The organism is Mycobacterium kyorinense, assembly GCF_001672775.1.
Classification (GTDB): domain Bacteria; phylum Actinomycetota; class Actinomycetes; order Mycobacteriales; family Mycobacteriaceae; genus Mycobacterium; species Mycobacterium kyorinense_A.
Window position 1 is genome coordinate 1 of record NZ_LZKJ01000049.1, and the last position, 13,997, is coordinate 13,997.

Below are 13,997 nucleotides of genomic sequence, written 5' to 3' on the forward strand. Positions count from 1 at the left end.
CATTCGTGTTCGTACCACACGGTGCCGATGCCCATATGTCTCCGGGCTCCGGATATGATGTCTGCCGTCGCTGCCACCTTCGCCAGATAGACCGGATTGCGGTAGCTGATCGCCGTGCACATCTGGCCGAGTTTGATCCGCGACGTCGTGGCCGCCACCGCCGACATCATCTCCGGAGGCCGGATCCAGATGGGCATCGGCGGCGGGTGGTACGAACACGAATGGCGCGCTTACGGTTACGGCTTCCCGTCTGCGAAAGTGCGCCTCGGTCGCCTCGACGAGGGTGTGCAGATCATGCGTGACGCCTGGCGGGACGGCAAGGTCAGCTTCGACGGCCAGCATTACCAGGTCGACGGAGCAATCGTCGCACCCAAACCTTTGCAAGCCAGCGGTATTCCGTTGTGGATCGCGGGCGGCGGCGAGAAGGTGACGCTGCGGATCGCCGCTAAGTATGCGCAGTACACCAATTTCACACCAGAGCTCGACGCGTTCGCCCACAAATCCGAGGTGCTGGCGCAGCATTGCCGCGACTTGGGTACCGATTTCGATGCCATCGTGCGCTCGGCCAACCTCAACGCCGTCGTCGGCGCCACCGAGGCCGAAGTCAAAGACCGGCTGGGCCGGGTCCGCGACCGGTTGGCCGGCTACGTCCCGGAAGCCGCGGCCGACTCGATGATCGCCGGCACCAGCGGGCCCGAGTCGGCCACCGGCACAACCGAGCAAATCGTCGAGCGCCTCCAGCGCCTGCGCGACCTCGGGTGCCGATACGTGATCTGTTATTTCCCCGAGGCGGCCTATGACCGCTCGGGCGTAGAGCTCTTCGAGCGCGAGGTGATCCCGGCTTTGAGCTAGGAGAATGTGGTTTCCGTTTTGATCGAACGTTGTTGTACCGTCTAGTCAGCATTATTCTCGTGTCGTACTAGGAGGATCGTTCGATGCAGAAGGCACTGGCGCCCGACATTTCGACCTGGCCTGACGACAGTCCGCAACTGATCGGTAGCCGATGCGACAGCTGCGGCGCCACCACGTTTCCCGTGCAGCAGCGATGCCCGCGGTGCAGCGGCGCCGCGATGTCCGAGCTGTTGCTACCGCGCCGCGGAACCCTGGTGGCCTGGACCACGCAGGGCTTCCCCCCGGGAGCTCCCTACGCGGGACCGACGGGCAAGGCCTTCGTCCCCTTCGGGGTCGGCTTGGTGCAACTGGGCGACGTGATCCGCGTCGAGGGACGCCTGACCGAAAACGATCCGGACAAGCTGCAGTTCGGCATGGACGTCGAGCTGACCATGGTGCCGTTCACCACCGACGAGGAGGGCAACGAGGTCGTGACGTTCGCCTTCCAGCCGGCCTGATCAGGAAGTCAAGCGATGAACGACGTAGCCATCATCGGAGTGGGCCTGCACCCGTTCGGCCGATTCGACAAGACCGCGATGCAGATGGGCGCCGATGCTATTCAGGCCGCACTGGCCGATGCCGGTCTGGACTGGAAAGACATCCAGTTCGGCTTCGGCGGCAGCTACGAAGTATCCAACCCCGACGCGGTGACCCGTCTGGTCGGCCTGACCGGTATCACGTTCACCAACGTGTTCAACGCCTGTGCCACCGCCGCCAGCGCCATTCAGCAGACCGCCGACACCATCCGGTTGGGCAAGTACGACATCGGCATCGCGATCGGGTTGGACAAACACCCGCGTGGCGCATTCACCGACGACCCCGCCAAGCTGGCGTTGCCGCAGTGGTATGCCGAGAACGGGCAATTCGTCACCACCAAGTTCTTCGGAATGAAGGCCAACAAGTACATCCACGACCACAACATCTCGCAAAGCACACTGGCCAAAGTCGCCGCCAAAAACTTCCGCAACGGTGCGCTGAACCCGAATGCCTTCCGCCGCAAGCCGATTCCGGAGGAGGAGATCCTCAACTCGACCGTGCTGAACTACCCGTTGACGCAGTACATGTTCTGCGCGCCCGACGAGGGAGCGGCCGCGGTGGTCATGTGCCGCGGCGACATCGCGCGCAAGTTCACCGACAAGCCGGTTTACGTGCAAGCCAGTGAGATCCGCACCCGGCGCTTTGGAGCCTACGAAGTACACGCCACGTCAGCCCCGCTGGACGAGGACGCCTCGCCGACGGTCTACGCGGCCAAAGCCGCATACGAAGCCGCAGGCATCGGTCCCGAGGATGTCGACATTGCTCAACTGCAGGACACCGACGCCGGCGCCGAGGTCATCCACATGGCCGAAACGGGGCTGTGCGACGACGGCGAGCAAGAGAAGCTGGTGGCCGACGGCGCCACCGAAATCCACGGCTCGATTCCGGTCAACACCGACGGCGGTCTGATCGCCAACGGCGAGCCGATCGGCGCCTCGGGATTGCGGCAGGTGCATGAGCTGGTGCGCCAGTTGCGCGGCGAGGCCGGCGAGCGGCAGGTTCCCGGCAACCCCCGCGTCGGCTTGGCCCAGGTGTACGGCGCGCCCGGCACGGCTTCGGCGACGATCCTGACGCTCTAAATTGCCGGACCCAGGAGGTCGTCCGCGTCGCGAATGATGTAGCCGTAGCCCTGCTCGGCAAGGAAGCGCTGCCGGTGCGCGGCGTATTCCGCGTCCTGGCTATCGCGGGCCACCACCGAGTAGAAGATCGCTCCGCCGCCGTCGGCCTTGGGCCGCAGCAGCCGGCCCAGCCGCTGCGCCTCCTCCTGACGTGAACCGAACGTCCCCGAAACCTGCACCGCCACTGCTGCTTCCGGCAAGTCGATGGAGAAGTTGGCCACCTTGGAGACCACCAAGGTGGTGATCTCGCCGCGGCGAAACGCGTCGAACAACGCTTCGCGTTCGGCGGTCTTGGTGGATCCCTGGATCACCGGGGCGTCGAGCACAGTGCCGAGTTCGTCGAGTTGATCCAGATAGGCGCCGATGACCAGCGTCTGCTCGCCGGGGTGTCGGCTCAGAATCGAGCGCACGACCGCGATCTTCGAATGCGCGGTCGAGCAGAGTCTATAGCGTTCGTCGGGCTCTGCCGTGGCGTAGGTCATCCGCTCGTTATCGGTCAGGGTCACTCGCACCTCGACGCACTCGGCCGGTGCAATCCAGCCCTGCGCCTCGATGTCTTTCCACGGCGCGTCATAGCGTTTCGGGCCGATCAAGCTGAACACATCGCCTTCGCGGCCGTCCTCGCGGATCAGCGTGGCGGTCAAGCCCAACCTTCGTCGCGATTGCAGATCGGCGGTCATCCGGAACACCGGCGCGGGCAGCAGATGCACCTCGTCGTAGATGATCAGTCCCCAGTCGCGGCTGTCGAACAATTCCAGGTGGCGGTATTCGCCCTTCGTGCGCCGGGTGATCACCTGGTAAGTGGCGATGGTGACCGGGCGGATCTCCTTGCGCTCACCGGAATATTCGCCGATCTCTTCTTCGGTCAGCGACGTGCGGGCGAGCAGCTCGCGCTTCCACTGCCGACCAGCGACGGTGTTGGTCACCAGAATCAGCGTCGTCGCACTGGCTTTCGCCATCGCGGCCGCACCGACCAACGTCTTGCCCGCCCCGCACGGCAGCACCACCACACCGGAGCCGCCCGACCAGAACGACTCGGTCGCCATCTCCTGGTAGTCCCGCAGGTGCCAGTCGTCCTGGCACAGGCTGATCGGGTGGGCTTCGCCGTCGACATAGCCCGCCAGATCCTCAGCGGGCCAACCGATCTTGAGAAGCATCTGCTTGACCCGGCCGCGTTCGCTGGGGTGAACGACGACGGTGTCGTCGTCGATGCGGGCGCCGAGCATCGGTGCGATCTTCTTGTGCCGCAGCACTTCTTCGAGCACCGCGCGGTCGAAGCTGACCAGTGTCAGTCCGTGTGCGGGGTGCTTGACCAGCTGCAGCCGCCCGTAGCGGGCCATGGTGTCGACGATGTCGACCAGCAACGGCTGCGGGACCGCGTAACGCGAGTAGCTGACCAGCGCGTCGACCACCTGCTCGGCGTCGTGGCCGGCGGCGCGGGCGTTCCACAGCGCCAGCGGGGTGATGCGGTAGGTGTGCACATGCTCGGGGGCGCGTTCCAGTTCCGCGAACGGGGCGATCGCCGCGCGTGCAGCACCGGCCAGCTCGTGGTCAACCTCGAGCAGCACCGTCTTGTCGGACTGCACGATCAACGGCCCGTCGGTCACAAGCGCCGCTCCTCTCCCCCGCAGGCGGGAGGTACCCCCACATCGCTCTTGTGCTCTGCATCGTCGCCGGCGCGCATAAAGCCCCATTATCCCGACTCGGCCGACACGGTAGTGATGCGATGGATGGCGAACTCCCGGGCCTGCCCGGACGTCGCATCGAAGGCCACCAACTGGCCGCCCACCACCGCGACCGGCGTCACCACCCGCTGAGTGGCCACCCCGGCGGCGTCGACGTAACCGATCACCACCGTGATGCCATCGCGCGCGGCGCGTTGCAACAGCGACATCGCGACTGCCGGGTCGATCCGTACGTTGGCAAACGGAGCGGCGCTGACCTTGCGTAGCACGGCGACTACCGCGCTGAGGGTGTCGCTGCTGGGGCGAGGAATCGGGCGATGCGCCCGGCGCAGCTGCGGGGTGGGCACCCGAGCGCCGCGGGCCCGGATGTCGACGATAGTCCCGGTGGAGTCCTCGGCGGCCGGTGCGAAACCCGCGTGGCGCAGGGCCGCGAGCACCTCGGCGATCGGTGCCTGAGAGATCGCCACCGTCGGAGCCAGCACCCGCAGACCCAGCTGCTCGGCTGCGGCCACCGCCTGGGCCAGCAGCGCCGGGTCTTCGCAACGGATGAAGGAGGCCGCCATACCGATTCGCAGCTGTCCGTGTCGACGGGCCACGTCGTCGATGAGGTAGGTAAGTGCTTGCGGCACCGGCGTTTTGGAGTGGGTCTTGAACAATCCGTGCAGCTCGTCAGCTGTTTTGCCGACGTCGAGTGCGTGTCGGATCGACTGCTCGGTGACCCGGTAAACCATCGCCGCGCCGGCCGATTCAACGGTGGCGACCGCGGATAGTTCCTCGGCGAGTTCTCGTTCCAGCGGCCCCGGCACCACCACGGTTAGGTCGGCCTGCACCAGAAAATGGTCGATCGGCGGAGGAAGCGCCCGGTTCATCGCGTCGAGCACTGCGTCGTGCTCGTCCTGGCCCAGCAGCGCGCGGCCCGGGGTGCTGATCGCTCCGCGGCCGACCAGCCCGAGGAAATGCGCCTCGTCCAGCAGGTCGGCGACGGGGCCCGGCTGTAGCCGCTTGGCCCAGCGCGGCCGGCGCCACACCAACGCCGCCGAGGCGGAAATCTCGTCGACCCCGGTGCCGGGCGGTAGTTCGGCCAGCATGTTCAACAGTAGGCGGCGATCTAGCGGTGCTGCCGTGGAGTAGATGGAATCCGACAGGGCCCCATAGGGTTTGGCGGTCGGGTCGTGCGTGCCGATCAACGCAGGACGCCTGGGCAGGTCCAACCAGGTGCTGGCCAGCAGGTGCCACCGCTGCGCGGTGGGCATCTCCGCGAACCGGTCCGCCGCCACCGTCGGCGCCCAAAACGGGCCCTCGCCATCGTCGGGCGGCGGGTCCGGCGTGCCGCTCGCGACCAGGCCGGCTGCGGCCGCCAGTTCGACAATCAGCCCCAGCCTCGCCTCGTCGATGCCGGTGGCTTTCGCCAGCCGTCTGACGTCACGTATCCCCAGACCGCCGCTGCGCAGCTCGGCAACCGGTGCAGCACTGAGGGTTTGCAGCAGCGCTTCGAGTTCGCGCAGCAGGTCGATGACCGCTCCGGCGGCCGCAGCATCGGCATCGGCGGCCGTGGTGGTGGCGGCGACCGGATCCGGCGCGGTCAGCTGCACCGGCCCCGGGTCCTCGCCGCGCAGCACGTGCCCGACCTGGCGGGGCAGGATCACCGTCTCGGCGTCGACTCGGCGCAACAAGCCCTTGGCCAGCAGTTGCGGCACCGGGCGGTCCGGCGGGGCGCCGGGTGCAGCGTCGCGGGTACGGCCGAGTGGGGAGCCCTCCAGCAGCTTGTCCAACACGTCTAAAGCTGACTCGTCGAGCTCGTCGAGCAGCGCAACGATCTGCTCCCGGGTGCGCGGCTCGTCTTCCAAGATTGCCTGCCCGGCATGCCAGGGCAATCCGGCGGCGGCGTCAGCGGCCACCCGAACCTCGGCGTCGCCCCAGGCCAGGGCGCGCTCTTTGAGGTCGTCGAGGGCGGCGACGACGTCGGCCTCGGGTGCGCGGTCACCGATCAGCGAGACGAGCTTGGCGACCGGCACCGGCGCGGTGTCGGCATGCAGCACCAGCAGCGCATCAAGCACTGCCAGCCGCAGGAAGTCCAGCTCGTCGGTGGCAGCTCGCACCGACTGACGCGCTTGAGCCCGGGCGGCCAGGGCCGCGATACTGCCGGGCGGCGGCTGGGCAAGGTCGGGCCGCAGCTCCAGTAGGCGGATCAGCCGCTCGTCGGGCAAGTCGGCCAGCCAGGACCCCAACGCGATGCTCGGGGTGTGTTCGGTCATTGCTGACCAGCGTAAAGCAGTCGGCTGACGTGGCCCGTGACGGCCGAGTGGCCCGGACCGGGTGCAGTAACTGGCTAGTCGGAAGGTCCCTGGATCGGCGACCTGTCAGAATGGACGTCGTGGCTGACAACGCTGGCAAAAAGGCGCAGAAGACGCGGTACGTCGACAAGGGCTGGCCGACGACCGACCCCGACGATCACGCGGTGAGCGAACTGGCGACCGACCGAGTCGGGGCGCTGTCGCCGTTCGGTGATCTGGTCTTCCCGCTGCCCTCCGACGACCTGCCCTACCTACACCCGGTCACTGACGTCAACCGATAGCCGGTCGATGTCTGGCGCTGCAGCTTCGGGCCCGCTCTCGCACATCGACGAGCGGGGTGCCGCGCACATGGTCGACGTCACCGAAAAGGGAGCAACCAAGCGCACTGCCGTCGCGGCCGGCACCTTCCACACTTCTGCGGAGGTGGTGTCGCTGATCTCGGCCGGCGGGCTGCCCAAAGGCGATGCGCTGGCCACCGCGCGAGTCGCGGGCATCCTGGCCGCCAAGCACACCAGCGACTTGATTCCGCTGTGTCACCAGCTCGCGCTGACCGGTGTCGAGGTCGACTTCACAGTCGGCGAGTCGGCAATCGACATCACCGCAACCGTGCGTAGCACCGACCGCACGGGTGTGGAGATGGAAGCGCTGACCGCTGTCAGTGTGGCCGGTCTGACGCTCTACGACATGATCAAAGCAGTGGACCCGGCAGCTCGCATCGACGACATCCGGGTGCTGCGCAAAGACGGCGGCCGGCACGGGACCTGGGTGCGGTGATGGCCGCCCGATCGGCACGCGTCATCATCGCCTCCACTCGCGCGGCTGCCGGCGTCTACGACGACCGGTGCGGGCCAATCATCGCCGAATGGCTTGAGCAGCGCGGGTTTTCACCGCCTGAGCCGGTGGTAGTACCCGACGGCGACCCGGTCGGCAAGGCCCTGCGCGACGCCGTCGGCGAGGGTGTCGACGTCGTCATCACCTCGGGTGGCACCGGCATCTCACCCAGCGACGACACGCCGGCTCAGACGACAGCAGTGCTCGACTACGAGGTTCCCGGACTGGCTGACGCGATCCGGAGCTCGGGTTTGCCGAAGGTGCCGACCTCGGTGCTCTCCCGTGGGGTATGCGGGGTGGCCGGTCGGACCCTCGTGGTCAACCTGCCCGGCTCGACCGGCGGCGTGCGCGACGGGCTCGGCGTGCTCGACGGCGTGCTGGACCATGCGCTGGATCAACTCGCCGGCGGGGACCATCCGCGATGACGCGCGCCGAGGTTCTGCGTGCTGCGCTGACCGAGCAGCCGATCCTGCTGGCCGAACACGAGGAGTTAGTGGGGCATCAGGCTGCCGGCGCGGTCGTGGGATTCGTCGGGATGATCCGCGACCACGACGGCGGCCGGGGCGTGCTGCGGTTGGAGTATTCCGCGCACCCGTCGGCCGAGCAGGTCATGGCCGACGTGTTGGCCGAAGTCGCCGAGCAGTGCCAAGGAGTGCGGGCGATCGCGGCCAGTCACCGCGTCGGTGTGCTGCAGATCGGCGAGGCGGCGCTGGTGGCGGCGGTGGCCTCCGATCATCGCCGCGCGGCATTCGAGACGTGCGCGCATCTGGTGGACACCATCAAGGCGCGGCTACCGGTGTGGAAGCACCAGTTCTTCGCCGACGGTAGCGACGAGTGGGTGGGTTCGGCCTGACCGCCCGGCTTATGGGGCCGGTGTGGTCTCCGGCTGCTGGCCGAGGGCGGTTAGCGCGTCGTTGCCGTTGACACCTTCGGCCTGGATGGCTTGCCACAGGTCCTTGAGGAAGCCGTCGTCCAGGTTCTGTGGTGCCGCGGCAGGCGGTTCGGATGCGGGCGCGCTGTCGACGATGGTCCAGTTCGCCACCGCTTGCGCCTGGGGCACATCCTCCTGGACGTCGGCGGGCGGGGCCTCCTCCAGCGCGACGGCCTCAACGGGCGGGCCGGGTTCGTCGACCGGCGGGGCCGGCTCGTCGACCGGCGCTTCGTCTGCGACGGTCTCGACCATCGGCGCGGGCTCGTCGACCGGCGGAGCCGGGTCTTCGGCGGGCGCTTCGTCTGCCACGGGCTCGACCATCGGCGCGGGCTCGACCGCCGGTTCGTCGACGGCCACCAACTCGACGGGCGGAGCCGGGTCTTCGGCGGGCGGCGGCAACGGGGCATCGAGCGCCGCGGGCTCGGCGTTGTCATCCGGGGCGTCTTCGGGTGCGTTCACCGGCTCGTCGGCAACGACGTTGCGCGGCGTAGCGGCCGACAAGCCTCGACCGCATACCGGCCAGGCGCCGCGGCCCTGAGTCGCCAGCACCCGCTCGGCGACGGCGATCTGCTGCTCCTTGCTGGCCAGATGGGCCGACGGGGCGAACTCGCCGCCGCCGTGAGCGGCCCAGGTCCCGCGGTTGAACTGCAGCCCACCCTGGTAGCCGTTGCCCGTGTTGATCGCCCAGTTGCCGCCGGACTCGCAGCGGGCCACCTGGTCCCATTCGCCGTCGGTCGCCGCCGCGGCGTGGCCGGCGAGGGCAATGCTGCCGCCCCCGATCACGGCGCCGGTAAAGGCGAGTTTGGCGACGCTGACGCTAGATGTCGTGGGCTTACGATGCCGTCCACTCATACGCCGGTGATGTCCTCTCTGTATGCGCCTACGAGGTCAGCTGTCGGGTTCGGGCTAGGAGAGGTCGCCCGGCCGCTGCCGTGTCCACGGGGAAACGACGGCGGCTTCACCCCTAGGAGCCTCGGTGAGGCTCCAGTCCGATTTCGGCGGACCGGTGGGTCCCCCGCCTCCATCCACGGGTTGTCGTTGGCCCCCGCCTGCTGGATGGAGCTCGGCGCTACAGGTGGAGTAGGCCCGGCGGTCGAGTAGACGCGGCAAGCCCGCGGACGACGGTAGCGGGTCTCGACCAGAGAGTCACGTCTCAATGAATACGGCGATTTCCGTTGCGGCACACCGCCGAAACGCCAGGAACGGGGCTAGTTTGCGCAGGTCACGGACGGTCGCAACCGGGCCGTGTCCGTGCTGTGATCAAACCGTTATGTGATGCAAATCACGCAATCAGCCGCCCGCGAACGGCGGCAACACGTCGATCGTGTCGCCGGCGCGCAGGACCGTCGCGTCGTCTTTGACCGCGATTCCGTCGCACAAGTAGGAGCATCGACTCAGCACTGTGGCCAGGCGTGGATCGCGTCCGGCGAGGCTGCCGACCAGTTCAGCCACCGTGGCGCCGGCCTGGACTGCGATGGTTTCCGACTCGACACCGGACGCGGCCCGCGCCGCGGCGAAATAACGGACCGTGACCGGTATCTCGGTGAGCGCGTCCGACGATTGAGCCACGGATCAGCCGCCGATCGCACTCATCGGGCGGTCCGGCTGAATGAAGTCGGGGTCGTTGATGCCGTGCCCGGCAGCTTTGGTCCACATCGCCGTGCGCCACGCTGCTTCGATCGCATCATCGTCGGCCCCGCTGCGCAGCAGGTCCCGAACATCGGTCTCCTGCTTCGCGAAGAGGCAGTTGCGGATTTGTCCGTCGGCGGTCAACCGCACCCGGTCACACGTCGAACAGAACGGATGCGATACCGAGGCGATGACGCCGACTTTTCCGACCGGAGTGCCCGGGCCCTCGTCCACCAGCCACAGCTCCGCCGGCGCCGATCCGCGTGGCGCCGGGTCGGGTCGCAGTCGGAAGTGCGGCCGCAGCGCCGCCAGCACGTCGTCGGCGCTCAGCACCGCCCCGCGGCGCCACTGGTGGCCGGCGTCGAGCGGCATTTGCTCAATGACCCGTAATTGGTAGCCGTGCTCCAGACAGAACCGCAGCAACTCCACCACGTCTGCTCGCCCGGTGGCGGGGTCGAGGACGGCGTTGACCTTGACAGGATCGAAGCCGGCTTCTTTGGCCGCGGCCAGCCCGGCCAGTACGTCGTCGAGCCGGTCGCGCCGGGTGATGGCGGCAAAGTGGTCGCGGTCCACGGTGTCCAGCGACACGTTGACCCGGTCCAGGCCGGCCTTCGCGAGCGCGGCGGCTCGCCGGTCCAGTCCCAGGCCGTTGGTGGTCAGCGAGATTTCCGGGCGTGGCTCCAGCGCCGCTGCCGCGGCCACCACCTCTTCGAGGTGGCGGGCCAATAACGGCTCACCGCCGGTGAACCGCACGCTGGTGATCCCGAGCCGGGTCACCGCGATGCGCAGCAACCGGGCCAGTTCATCGGGCTGCAGCAGGTGCTCGCTGGGCAACCAGTCCAGCCCCTCGGCGGGCATGCAGTAGGTGCAGCGCAGATTGCAGCGGTCGGTCAACGAGACCCGCAGGTCGGTGGCCACCCGCCCGAAGGTGTCGACCAGCGGCCCGGTCTCGGGGGCGGGCCCGTGGTTGCCGGGGTCGGTCTCGGGGCGGCGCACCGTCGGCACGCCGAGCGCGATCAACGTCATGCCAGCACCGACTCAGGTCGAGTGCGCGAACTGACCGGCACGATCTCTTTGCCCAGCGGCACCAGCGACACCGGGATCAACTTGAGGTTGGCCAGTGCCAGCGGAATACCGATGATCGTCGCCGCCTGGGCGATCGCGGTTGTCAGATGGATGATCGTCAGCGCGATGCCGCATAGCAGCACCCAGATGACGTTTCCGATCAGCGCGCCCGTCCCGGCGCCCGGCTTTTCGACGATCGTACGTCCGAACGGCCACAGTGCGTATGCGGCGATGCGCAGCGCCGCGAAGCCGAACGGGATGGTGATGATGAGCAGGAAGCAGACAAGCGCCGCCACAAGGTAGCCGACGGCCAGCCAAAGGCCGCCGAAGACCAGCCAGATAACGTTCAGGATCAGGCGCATATCACCTCCAGCGGTCCTGCCAGCCTACCCAGTACCGCTCGTTAGCGCGGCCCAGCCGGGCGCTGCGGGTCGCCACTGTGCCAGTAACGGGGGTGCTCGGCCGGCCCGCATCCGAGTAGGATCAGCAATCATTGCGTCCTGCGCAGGCGGGACGCTTCATTGTGTTGCCCATTCTAGAGATTTCGTTAGACAAGCAGGTGAGACCAGTGCCGACTGGCAAGGTGAAGTGGTACGACGCCGCGAAGGGATTCGGCTTCCTGTCACAGGAGGACGGCGAGGACGTCTACGTGCGTTCGTCGGCGTTACCCGCGGGCGTCGAGGACCTCAAGGCCGGGCAGCGCGTCGAATTCGGCGTGGCCTCTGGTCGTCGCGGACCGCAGGCATTGAGCCTCAAGCTGATTGATCCGCCGCCCAGCCTGTCGCGTACTCGCCGCGAGGGGCCGGCCGAGCACAAGCACAGCCCCGACGAGCTGCACGGCATGGTCGAGGACATGATCACCTTGCTGGAAAGCGCCGTGCAGCCCGAACTGCGCAAAGGTCGCTATCCGGACCGAAAGACAGCCCGGCGGGTTTCTGAAGTGGTCAAGGCTGTGGCCCGGGAGTTGGACGGCTGAGTCGCTCGTTGAAGTAAAAGTGTGCACTGCGACGCGCCTGAGGGAACACTGGTAATCGGAGCCTCAAAAACGGTCGGGGAGAACCAGAGGAGTGTCCGATGGCACAGCAGGCACAGGTCAGCGAGGAGCAAGCAAGAGCTGTAGCCGAGGAATCTCGCGAAAGCGGTTGGGATAAGCCGTCGTTCGCAAAGGAGTTATTCCTTGGTCGCTTCCCTTTAGACCTCATTCACCCGTTTCCCCGTCCGTCGGACGAGGACGCGGCCCGCACCGAGGAATTCCTGGCCAAGCTGCGGGAGTTTCTCGAGGGCGTCGACGGCAGCGTGATCGAGCGAGAGGCCCAGATTCCCGACGAGTACGTCAAGGGCCTTGCCGAACTCGGATGCTTCGGCATGAAAATCCCCGCGGAGTACGGCGGCCTGAACATGTCGCAGATCGCCTACAACCGCGCATTGGTCATGGTTGCGACGGTCAACCCCAGTCTTGGCGCGCTGCTGTCGGCGCACCAGTCGATCGGGGTGCCCGAACCACTCAAACTGGCCGGCACTGAAGAACAGAAGCGGAAATTCCTGCCGCGCTGCGCGGCCGGAGGGATCTCGGCATTTCTGCTCACCGAGCCCGATGTGGGCTCTGACCCGGCCCGGCTGGCGTCGACGGCGACGCCGGTCGACGACGGTCAGGCATACGAACTCGACGGCGTGAAGTTGTGGACGACCAACGGTGTGGTCGCCGATCTGCTGGTGGTGATGGCCCGAGTCCCCAAGAGCGAAGGGCACCGCGGGGGAGTGAGCGCGTTTGTCGTCGAGGCCGATTCGCCGGGCATTACCGTCGAGCGGCGCAACAAGTTCATGGGATTGCGCGGCATCGAGAACGGCCTGACTCGCATGCATAAGGTTCGCGTCCCGCGGGAGAACCTGATCGGCCGGGAAGGCGACGGGCTGAGGATCGCGCTGACGACACTCAACGCTGGACGGCTTTCCATCCCCGCAATGGCGGCCGGCGCCGCCAAGTGGTCGCTGAAGATCGCCCGCGAGTGGTCGTGTGAACGCGTCCAGTGGGGCAAACCGGTCGGTAAGCACGCGGCGGTCGCGGGCAAGATCTCGTTTATCGCCGCAACCACTTACGCGCTGGAAGCGGTGCTTGAGCTGTCTGCTCAGATGGCCGACGAAGGCCGCAACGACATCCGAATCGAGGCGGCGCTGGCGAAATTGTGGTCCAGCGAGATGGCCGACGTGATTGCCGACGAGCTGCTGCAGATCCGGGGTGGTCGCGGCTACGAGACCGCCGAGTCGCTGGCCGCGCGCGGAGAGCGCGCGGTCCCGGTGGAGCAGTTGGTGCGCGACTTGCGGATCAACCGCATCTTCGAAGGGTCCAGCGAGATCATGCGGCTGCTGATCGCCCGTGAGGCGGTCGACACTCACCTGAGTGCAGCCGGAGATTTGGCGAATCCGAAAGCCGACATGCGGCAGAAGGCCAAGGCGGCAGCCGACGCCAGTGGTTTCTATGCAAAATGGTTGCCGCAATTGGCATTCGGCGAAGGGCAACTGCCGACCACCTATCGCGAATTCGGCAAGCTGGCGACGCATCTGCGGTTTGTCGAGCGCTCGGCGCGCAAGCTCGCCCGCAACACGTTCTACGGAATGGCGCGCTGGCAAGCTGCTTTGGAGCAAAAGCAGGGATTCCTCGGCCGCATCGTGGATATCGGTGCGGAGTTGTTCGCCATGTCGGCGGTGTGTGTGCGCGCCGAGGCGCAGCGGGTTGCGGACCGGGCTGAGGGCGGGCAGGCATACGAGCTTGCCGACGCGTTCTGCCAGCAGGCCACGTTGCGGGTCGAGGCACTGTTCGGCGCCCTGTGGTCCAACACCGACAGCACCGACGTTCGGTTGGCCGGCGAGGTGCTGGACGGACGCTACACATGGCTGGAAGCCGGAATCCTGGACCCGTCGGAGGGCACCGGGCCGTGGATCGCCGAATGGGAACCGGGCCCGTCCACCGAAGAGGACGTGTCCCGGCGGATCCTGACCGTAACGGAACCCTGACGGC

Annotated in this window: 15 protein-coding genes, 2 pseudogenes and 1 riboswitch; of the genes and pseudogenes, 9 read left to right on the plus strand and 8 right to left on the minus strand. The window is 67.3% G+C overall.

The window, feature by feature from the left end; translation table 11 throughout:
- The coding region (locus A5707_RS23675) for an LLM class flavin-dependent oxidoreductase (RefSeq protein ID WP_156657549.1) at positions 1 to 197 on the minus strand (197 nt) is incomplete at its 3' end.
- Between A5707_RS23675 and A5707_RS04200 the strand changes: the two are divergent.
- The 3 genes and pseudogenes from A5707_RS04200 to A5707_RS04210 form a co-directional block, all read left to right on the plus strand.
- Positions 148 to 852: pseudogene (locus A5707_RS04200) on the plus strand (LLM class flavin-dependent oxidoreductase); the annotation flags it as partial. The gene A5707_RS23675 and the pseudogene A5707_RS04200 sit on opposite strands and share 50 nt — an antisense overlap.
- A gap of 83 nt (positions 853 to 935) precedes the next feature.
- The gene (locus tag A5707_RS04205; protein ID WP_065013268.1) at positions 936 to 1,349 is read left to right on the plus strand and encodes a Zn-ribbon domain-containing OB-fold protein; all 414 of its coding nucleotides are present in this window, start codon (positions 936 to 938) and stop codon (positions 1,347 to 1,349) included.
- A 15-nt stretch (positions 1,350 to 1,364) separates the two neighbouring features.
- Positions 1,365 to 2,507, plus strand: a complete 1,143-nt coding sequence (locus A5707_RS04210) for a thiolase family protein (protein ID WP_065013269.1) — start codon at positions 1,365 to 1,367, stop codon at positions 2,505 to 2,507.
- On the opposite strand, the gene A5707_RS04215 is transcribed toward A5707_RS04210, so the two are convergent.
- From A5707_RS04215 to A5707_RS04220, 3 genes and pseudogenes are all read right to left on the minus strand, one after another.
- Entirely contained in the window at positions 2,504 to 4,153 is a 1,650-nt protein-coding gene (locus tag A5707_RS04215) for a DNA repair helicase XPB (RefSeq protein WP_065013270.1), read from the minus strand. The genes A5707_RS04210 and A5707_RS04215 overlap by 4 nt on opposite strands.
- A pseudogene (locus A5707_RS24905) lies at positions 4,150 to 4,239 on the minus strand (hypothetical protein); the annotation flags it as partial. The pseudogene A5707_RS24905 and the gene A5707_RS04215, both read right to left, overlap by 4 nt.
- Positions 4,240 to 6,486 (minus strand): helicase-associated domain-containing protein, encoded by a 2,247-nt coding sequence (locus A5707_RS04220; RefSeq protein WP_065013271.1) that lies wholly within the window; start codon positions 6,484 to 6,486, stop codon positions 4,240 to 4,242.
- 119 nt (positions 6,487 to 6,605) lie between these two features.
- On the opposite strand from A5707_RS04220, the gene A5707_RS04225 reads away from it, so the two are divergent.
- Genes A5707_RS04225 through A5707_RS04240 form a run of 4 tightly spaced genes read left to right on the plus strand, consistent with a single transcriptional unit; the run spans position 6,606 to position 8,209 of the window.
- The gene (locus A5707_RS04225) at positions 6,606 to 6,806 is read left to right on the plus strand and encodes a hypothetical protein (protein WP_197495241.1); all 201 of its coding nucleotides are present in this window, start codon (positions 6,606 to 6,608) and stop codon (positions 6,804 to 6,806) included.
- A 7-nt stretch (positions 6,807 to 6,813) separates the two neighbouring features.
- Positions 6,814 to 7,299: a cyclic pyranopterin monophosphate synthase MoaC gene (gene moaC, locus A5707_RS04230; RefSeq protein ID WP_065013273.1), complete on the plus strand. Its 486-nt coding sequence runs from the start codon at positions 6,814 to 6,816 to the stop codon at positions 7,297 to 7,299.
- Positions 7,299 to 7,781, plus strand: a complete 483-nt coding sequence (locus A5707_RS04235) for a MogA/MoaB family molybdenum cofactor biosynthesis protein (RefSeq protein ID WP_065013274.1) — start codon at positions 7,299 to 7,301, stop codon at positions 7,779 to 7,781. Before moaC ends, A5707_RS04235 begins: the two co-directional genes overlap by 1 nt.
- Entirely contained in the window at positions 7,778 to 8,209 is a 432-nt protein-coding gene (locus A5707_RS04240) for a molybdenum cofactor biosynthesis protein MoaE (RefSeq protein WP_065013275.1), read from the plus strand. Before A5707_RS04235 ends, A5707_RS04240 begins: the two co-directional genes overlap by 4 nt.
- Positions 8,210 to 8,218: 9 nt before the next feature.
- On the opposite strand, the gene A5707_RS04245 is transcribed toward A5707_RS04240, so the two are convergent.
- From A5707_RS04245 to A5707_RS04260, 4 genes are all read right to left on the minus strand, one after another.
- The gene (locus tag A5707_RS04245; protein WP_065013276.1) at positions 8,219 to 9,139 is read right to left on the minus strand and encodes a transglycosylase family protein; all 921 of its coding nucleotides are present in this window, start codon (positions 9,137 to 9,139) and stop codon (positions 8,219 to 8,221) included.
- 9 nt (positions 9,140 to 9,148) lie between these two features.
- Positions 9,149 to 9,366: riboswitch (cyclic di-AMP (ydaO/yuaA leader) on the minus strand.
- A gap of 211 nt (positions 9,367 to 9,577) precedes the next feature.
- On the minus strand, positions 9,578 to 9,856 hold the full coding sequence (locus A5707_RS04250; protein WP_065013277.1) for a MoaD/ThiS family protein: 279 nt from the start codon (positions 9,854 to 9,856) through the stop codon (positions 9,578 to 9,580).
- Positions 9,857 to 9,859: 3 nt separating this feature from the next.
- Positions 9,860 to 10,942, minus strand: coding sequence for a GTP 3',8-cyclase MoaA (gene moaA, locus A5707_RS04255; protein WP_065013278.1), 1,083 nt, complete (start codon positions 10,940 to 10,942; stop codon positions 9,860 to 9,862).
- Positions 10,939 to 11,343 carry a YccF domain-containing protein gene (locus A5707_RS04260; RefSeq protein WP_065013279.1) on the minus strand — a complete coding sequence of 135 codons (405 nt, stop codon included), beginning with the start codon at positions 11,341 to 11,343 and terminating at the stop codon, positions 10,939 to 10,941. Before A5707_RS04260 ends, moaA begins: the two co-directional genes overlap by 4 nt.
- A 206-nt stretch (positions 11,344 to 11,549) precedes the next feature.
- Here A5707_RS04260 and A5707_RS04265 point away from each other — a divergent pair, with 206 nt between their 5' ends.
- Together A5707_RS04265 and A5707_RS04270 are read left to right on the plus strand one after the other, a co-directional pair.
- Positions 11,550 to 11,957 carry a cold-shock protein gene (locus tag A5707_RS04265; protein ID WP_065013280.1) on the plus strand — a complete coding sequence of 136 codons (408 nt, stop codon included), beginning with the start codon at positions 11,550 to 11,552 and terminating at the stop codon, positions 11,955 to 11,957.
- A gap of 98 nt (positions 11,958 to 12,055) precedes the next feature.
- The gene (locus A5707_RS04270; RefSeq protein WP_065013281.1) at positions 12,056 to 13,993 is read left to right on the plus strand and encodes an acyl-CoA dehydrogenase family protein; all 1,938 of its coding nucleotides are present in this window, start codon (positions 12,056 to 12,058) and stop codon (positions 13,991 to 13,993) included.
- Positions 13,994 to 13,997 lie beyond the last annotated feature (4 nt).

Coding starts and splice junctions, on each gene's coding strand:
- A5707_RS04205 (WP_065013268.1), top strand. CDS start 936: ATGCAGAAGGCACTGGCGCCCGACATTTCGACCTGGCCTGACGACAGT.
- A5707_RS04210 (WP_065013269.1), top strand. CDS start 1,365: ATGAACGACGTAGCCATCATCGGAGTGGGCCTGCACCCGTTCGGCCGA.
- A5707_RS04220 (WP_065013271.1), bottom strand. CDS start 6,486: ATGACCGAACACACCCCGAGCATCGCGTTGGGGTCCTGGCTGGCCGAC.
- moaC (WP_065013273.1), top strand. CDS start 6,814: ATGTCTGGCGCTGCAGCTTCGGGCCCGCTCTCGCACATCGACGAGCGG.
- A5707_RS04235 (WP_065013274.1), top strand. CDS start 7,299: ATGGCCGCCCGATCGGCACGCGTCATCATCGCCTCCACTCGCGCGGCT.
- A5707_RS04240 (WP_065013275.1), top strand. CDS start 7,778: ATGACGCGCGCCGAGGTTCTGCGTGCTGCGCTGACCGAGCAGCCGATC.
- A5707_RS04245 (WP_065013276.1), bottom strand. CDS start 9,139: ATGAGTGGACGGCATCGTAAGCCCACGACATCTAGCGTCAGCGTCGCC.
- moaA (WP_065013278.1), bottom strand. CDS start 10,942: ATGACGTTGATCGCGCTCGGCGTGCCGACGGTGCGCCGCCCCGAGACC.
- A5707_RS04260 (WP_065013279.1), bottom strand. CDS start 11,343: ATGCGCCTGATCCTGAACGTTATCTGGCTGGTCTTCGGCGGCCTTTGG.
- A5707_RS04270 (WP_065013281.1), top strand. CDS start 12,056: ATGGCACAGCAGGCACAGGTCAGCGAGGAGCAAGCAAGAGCTGTAGCC.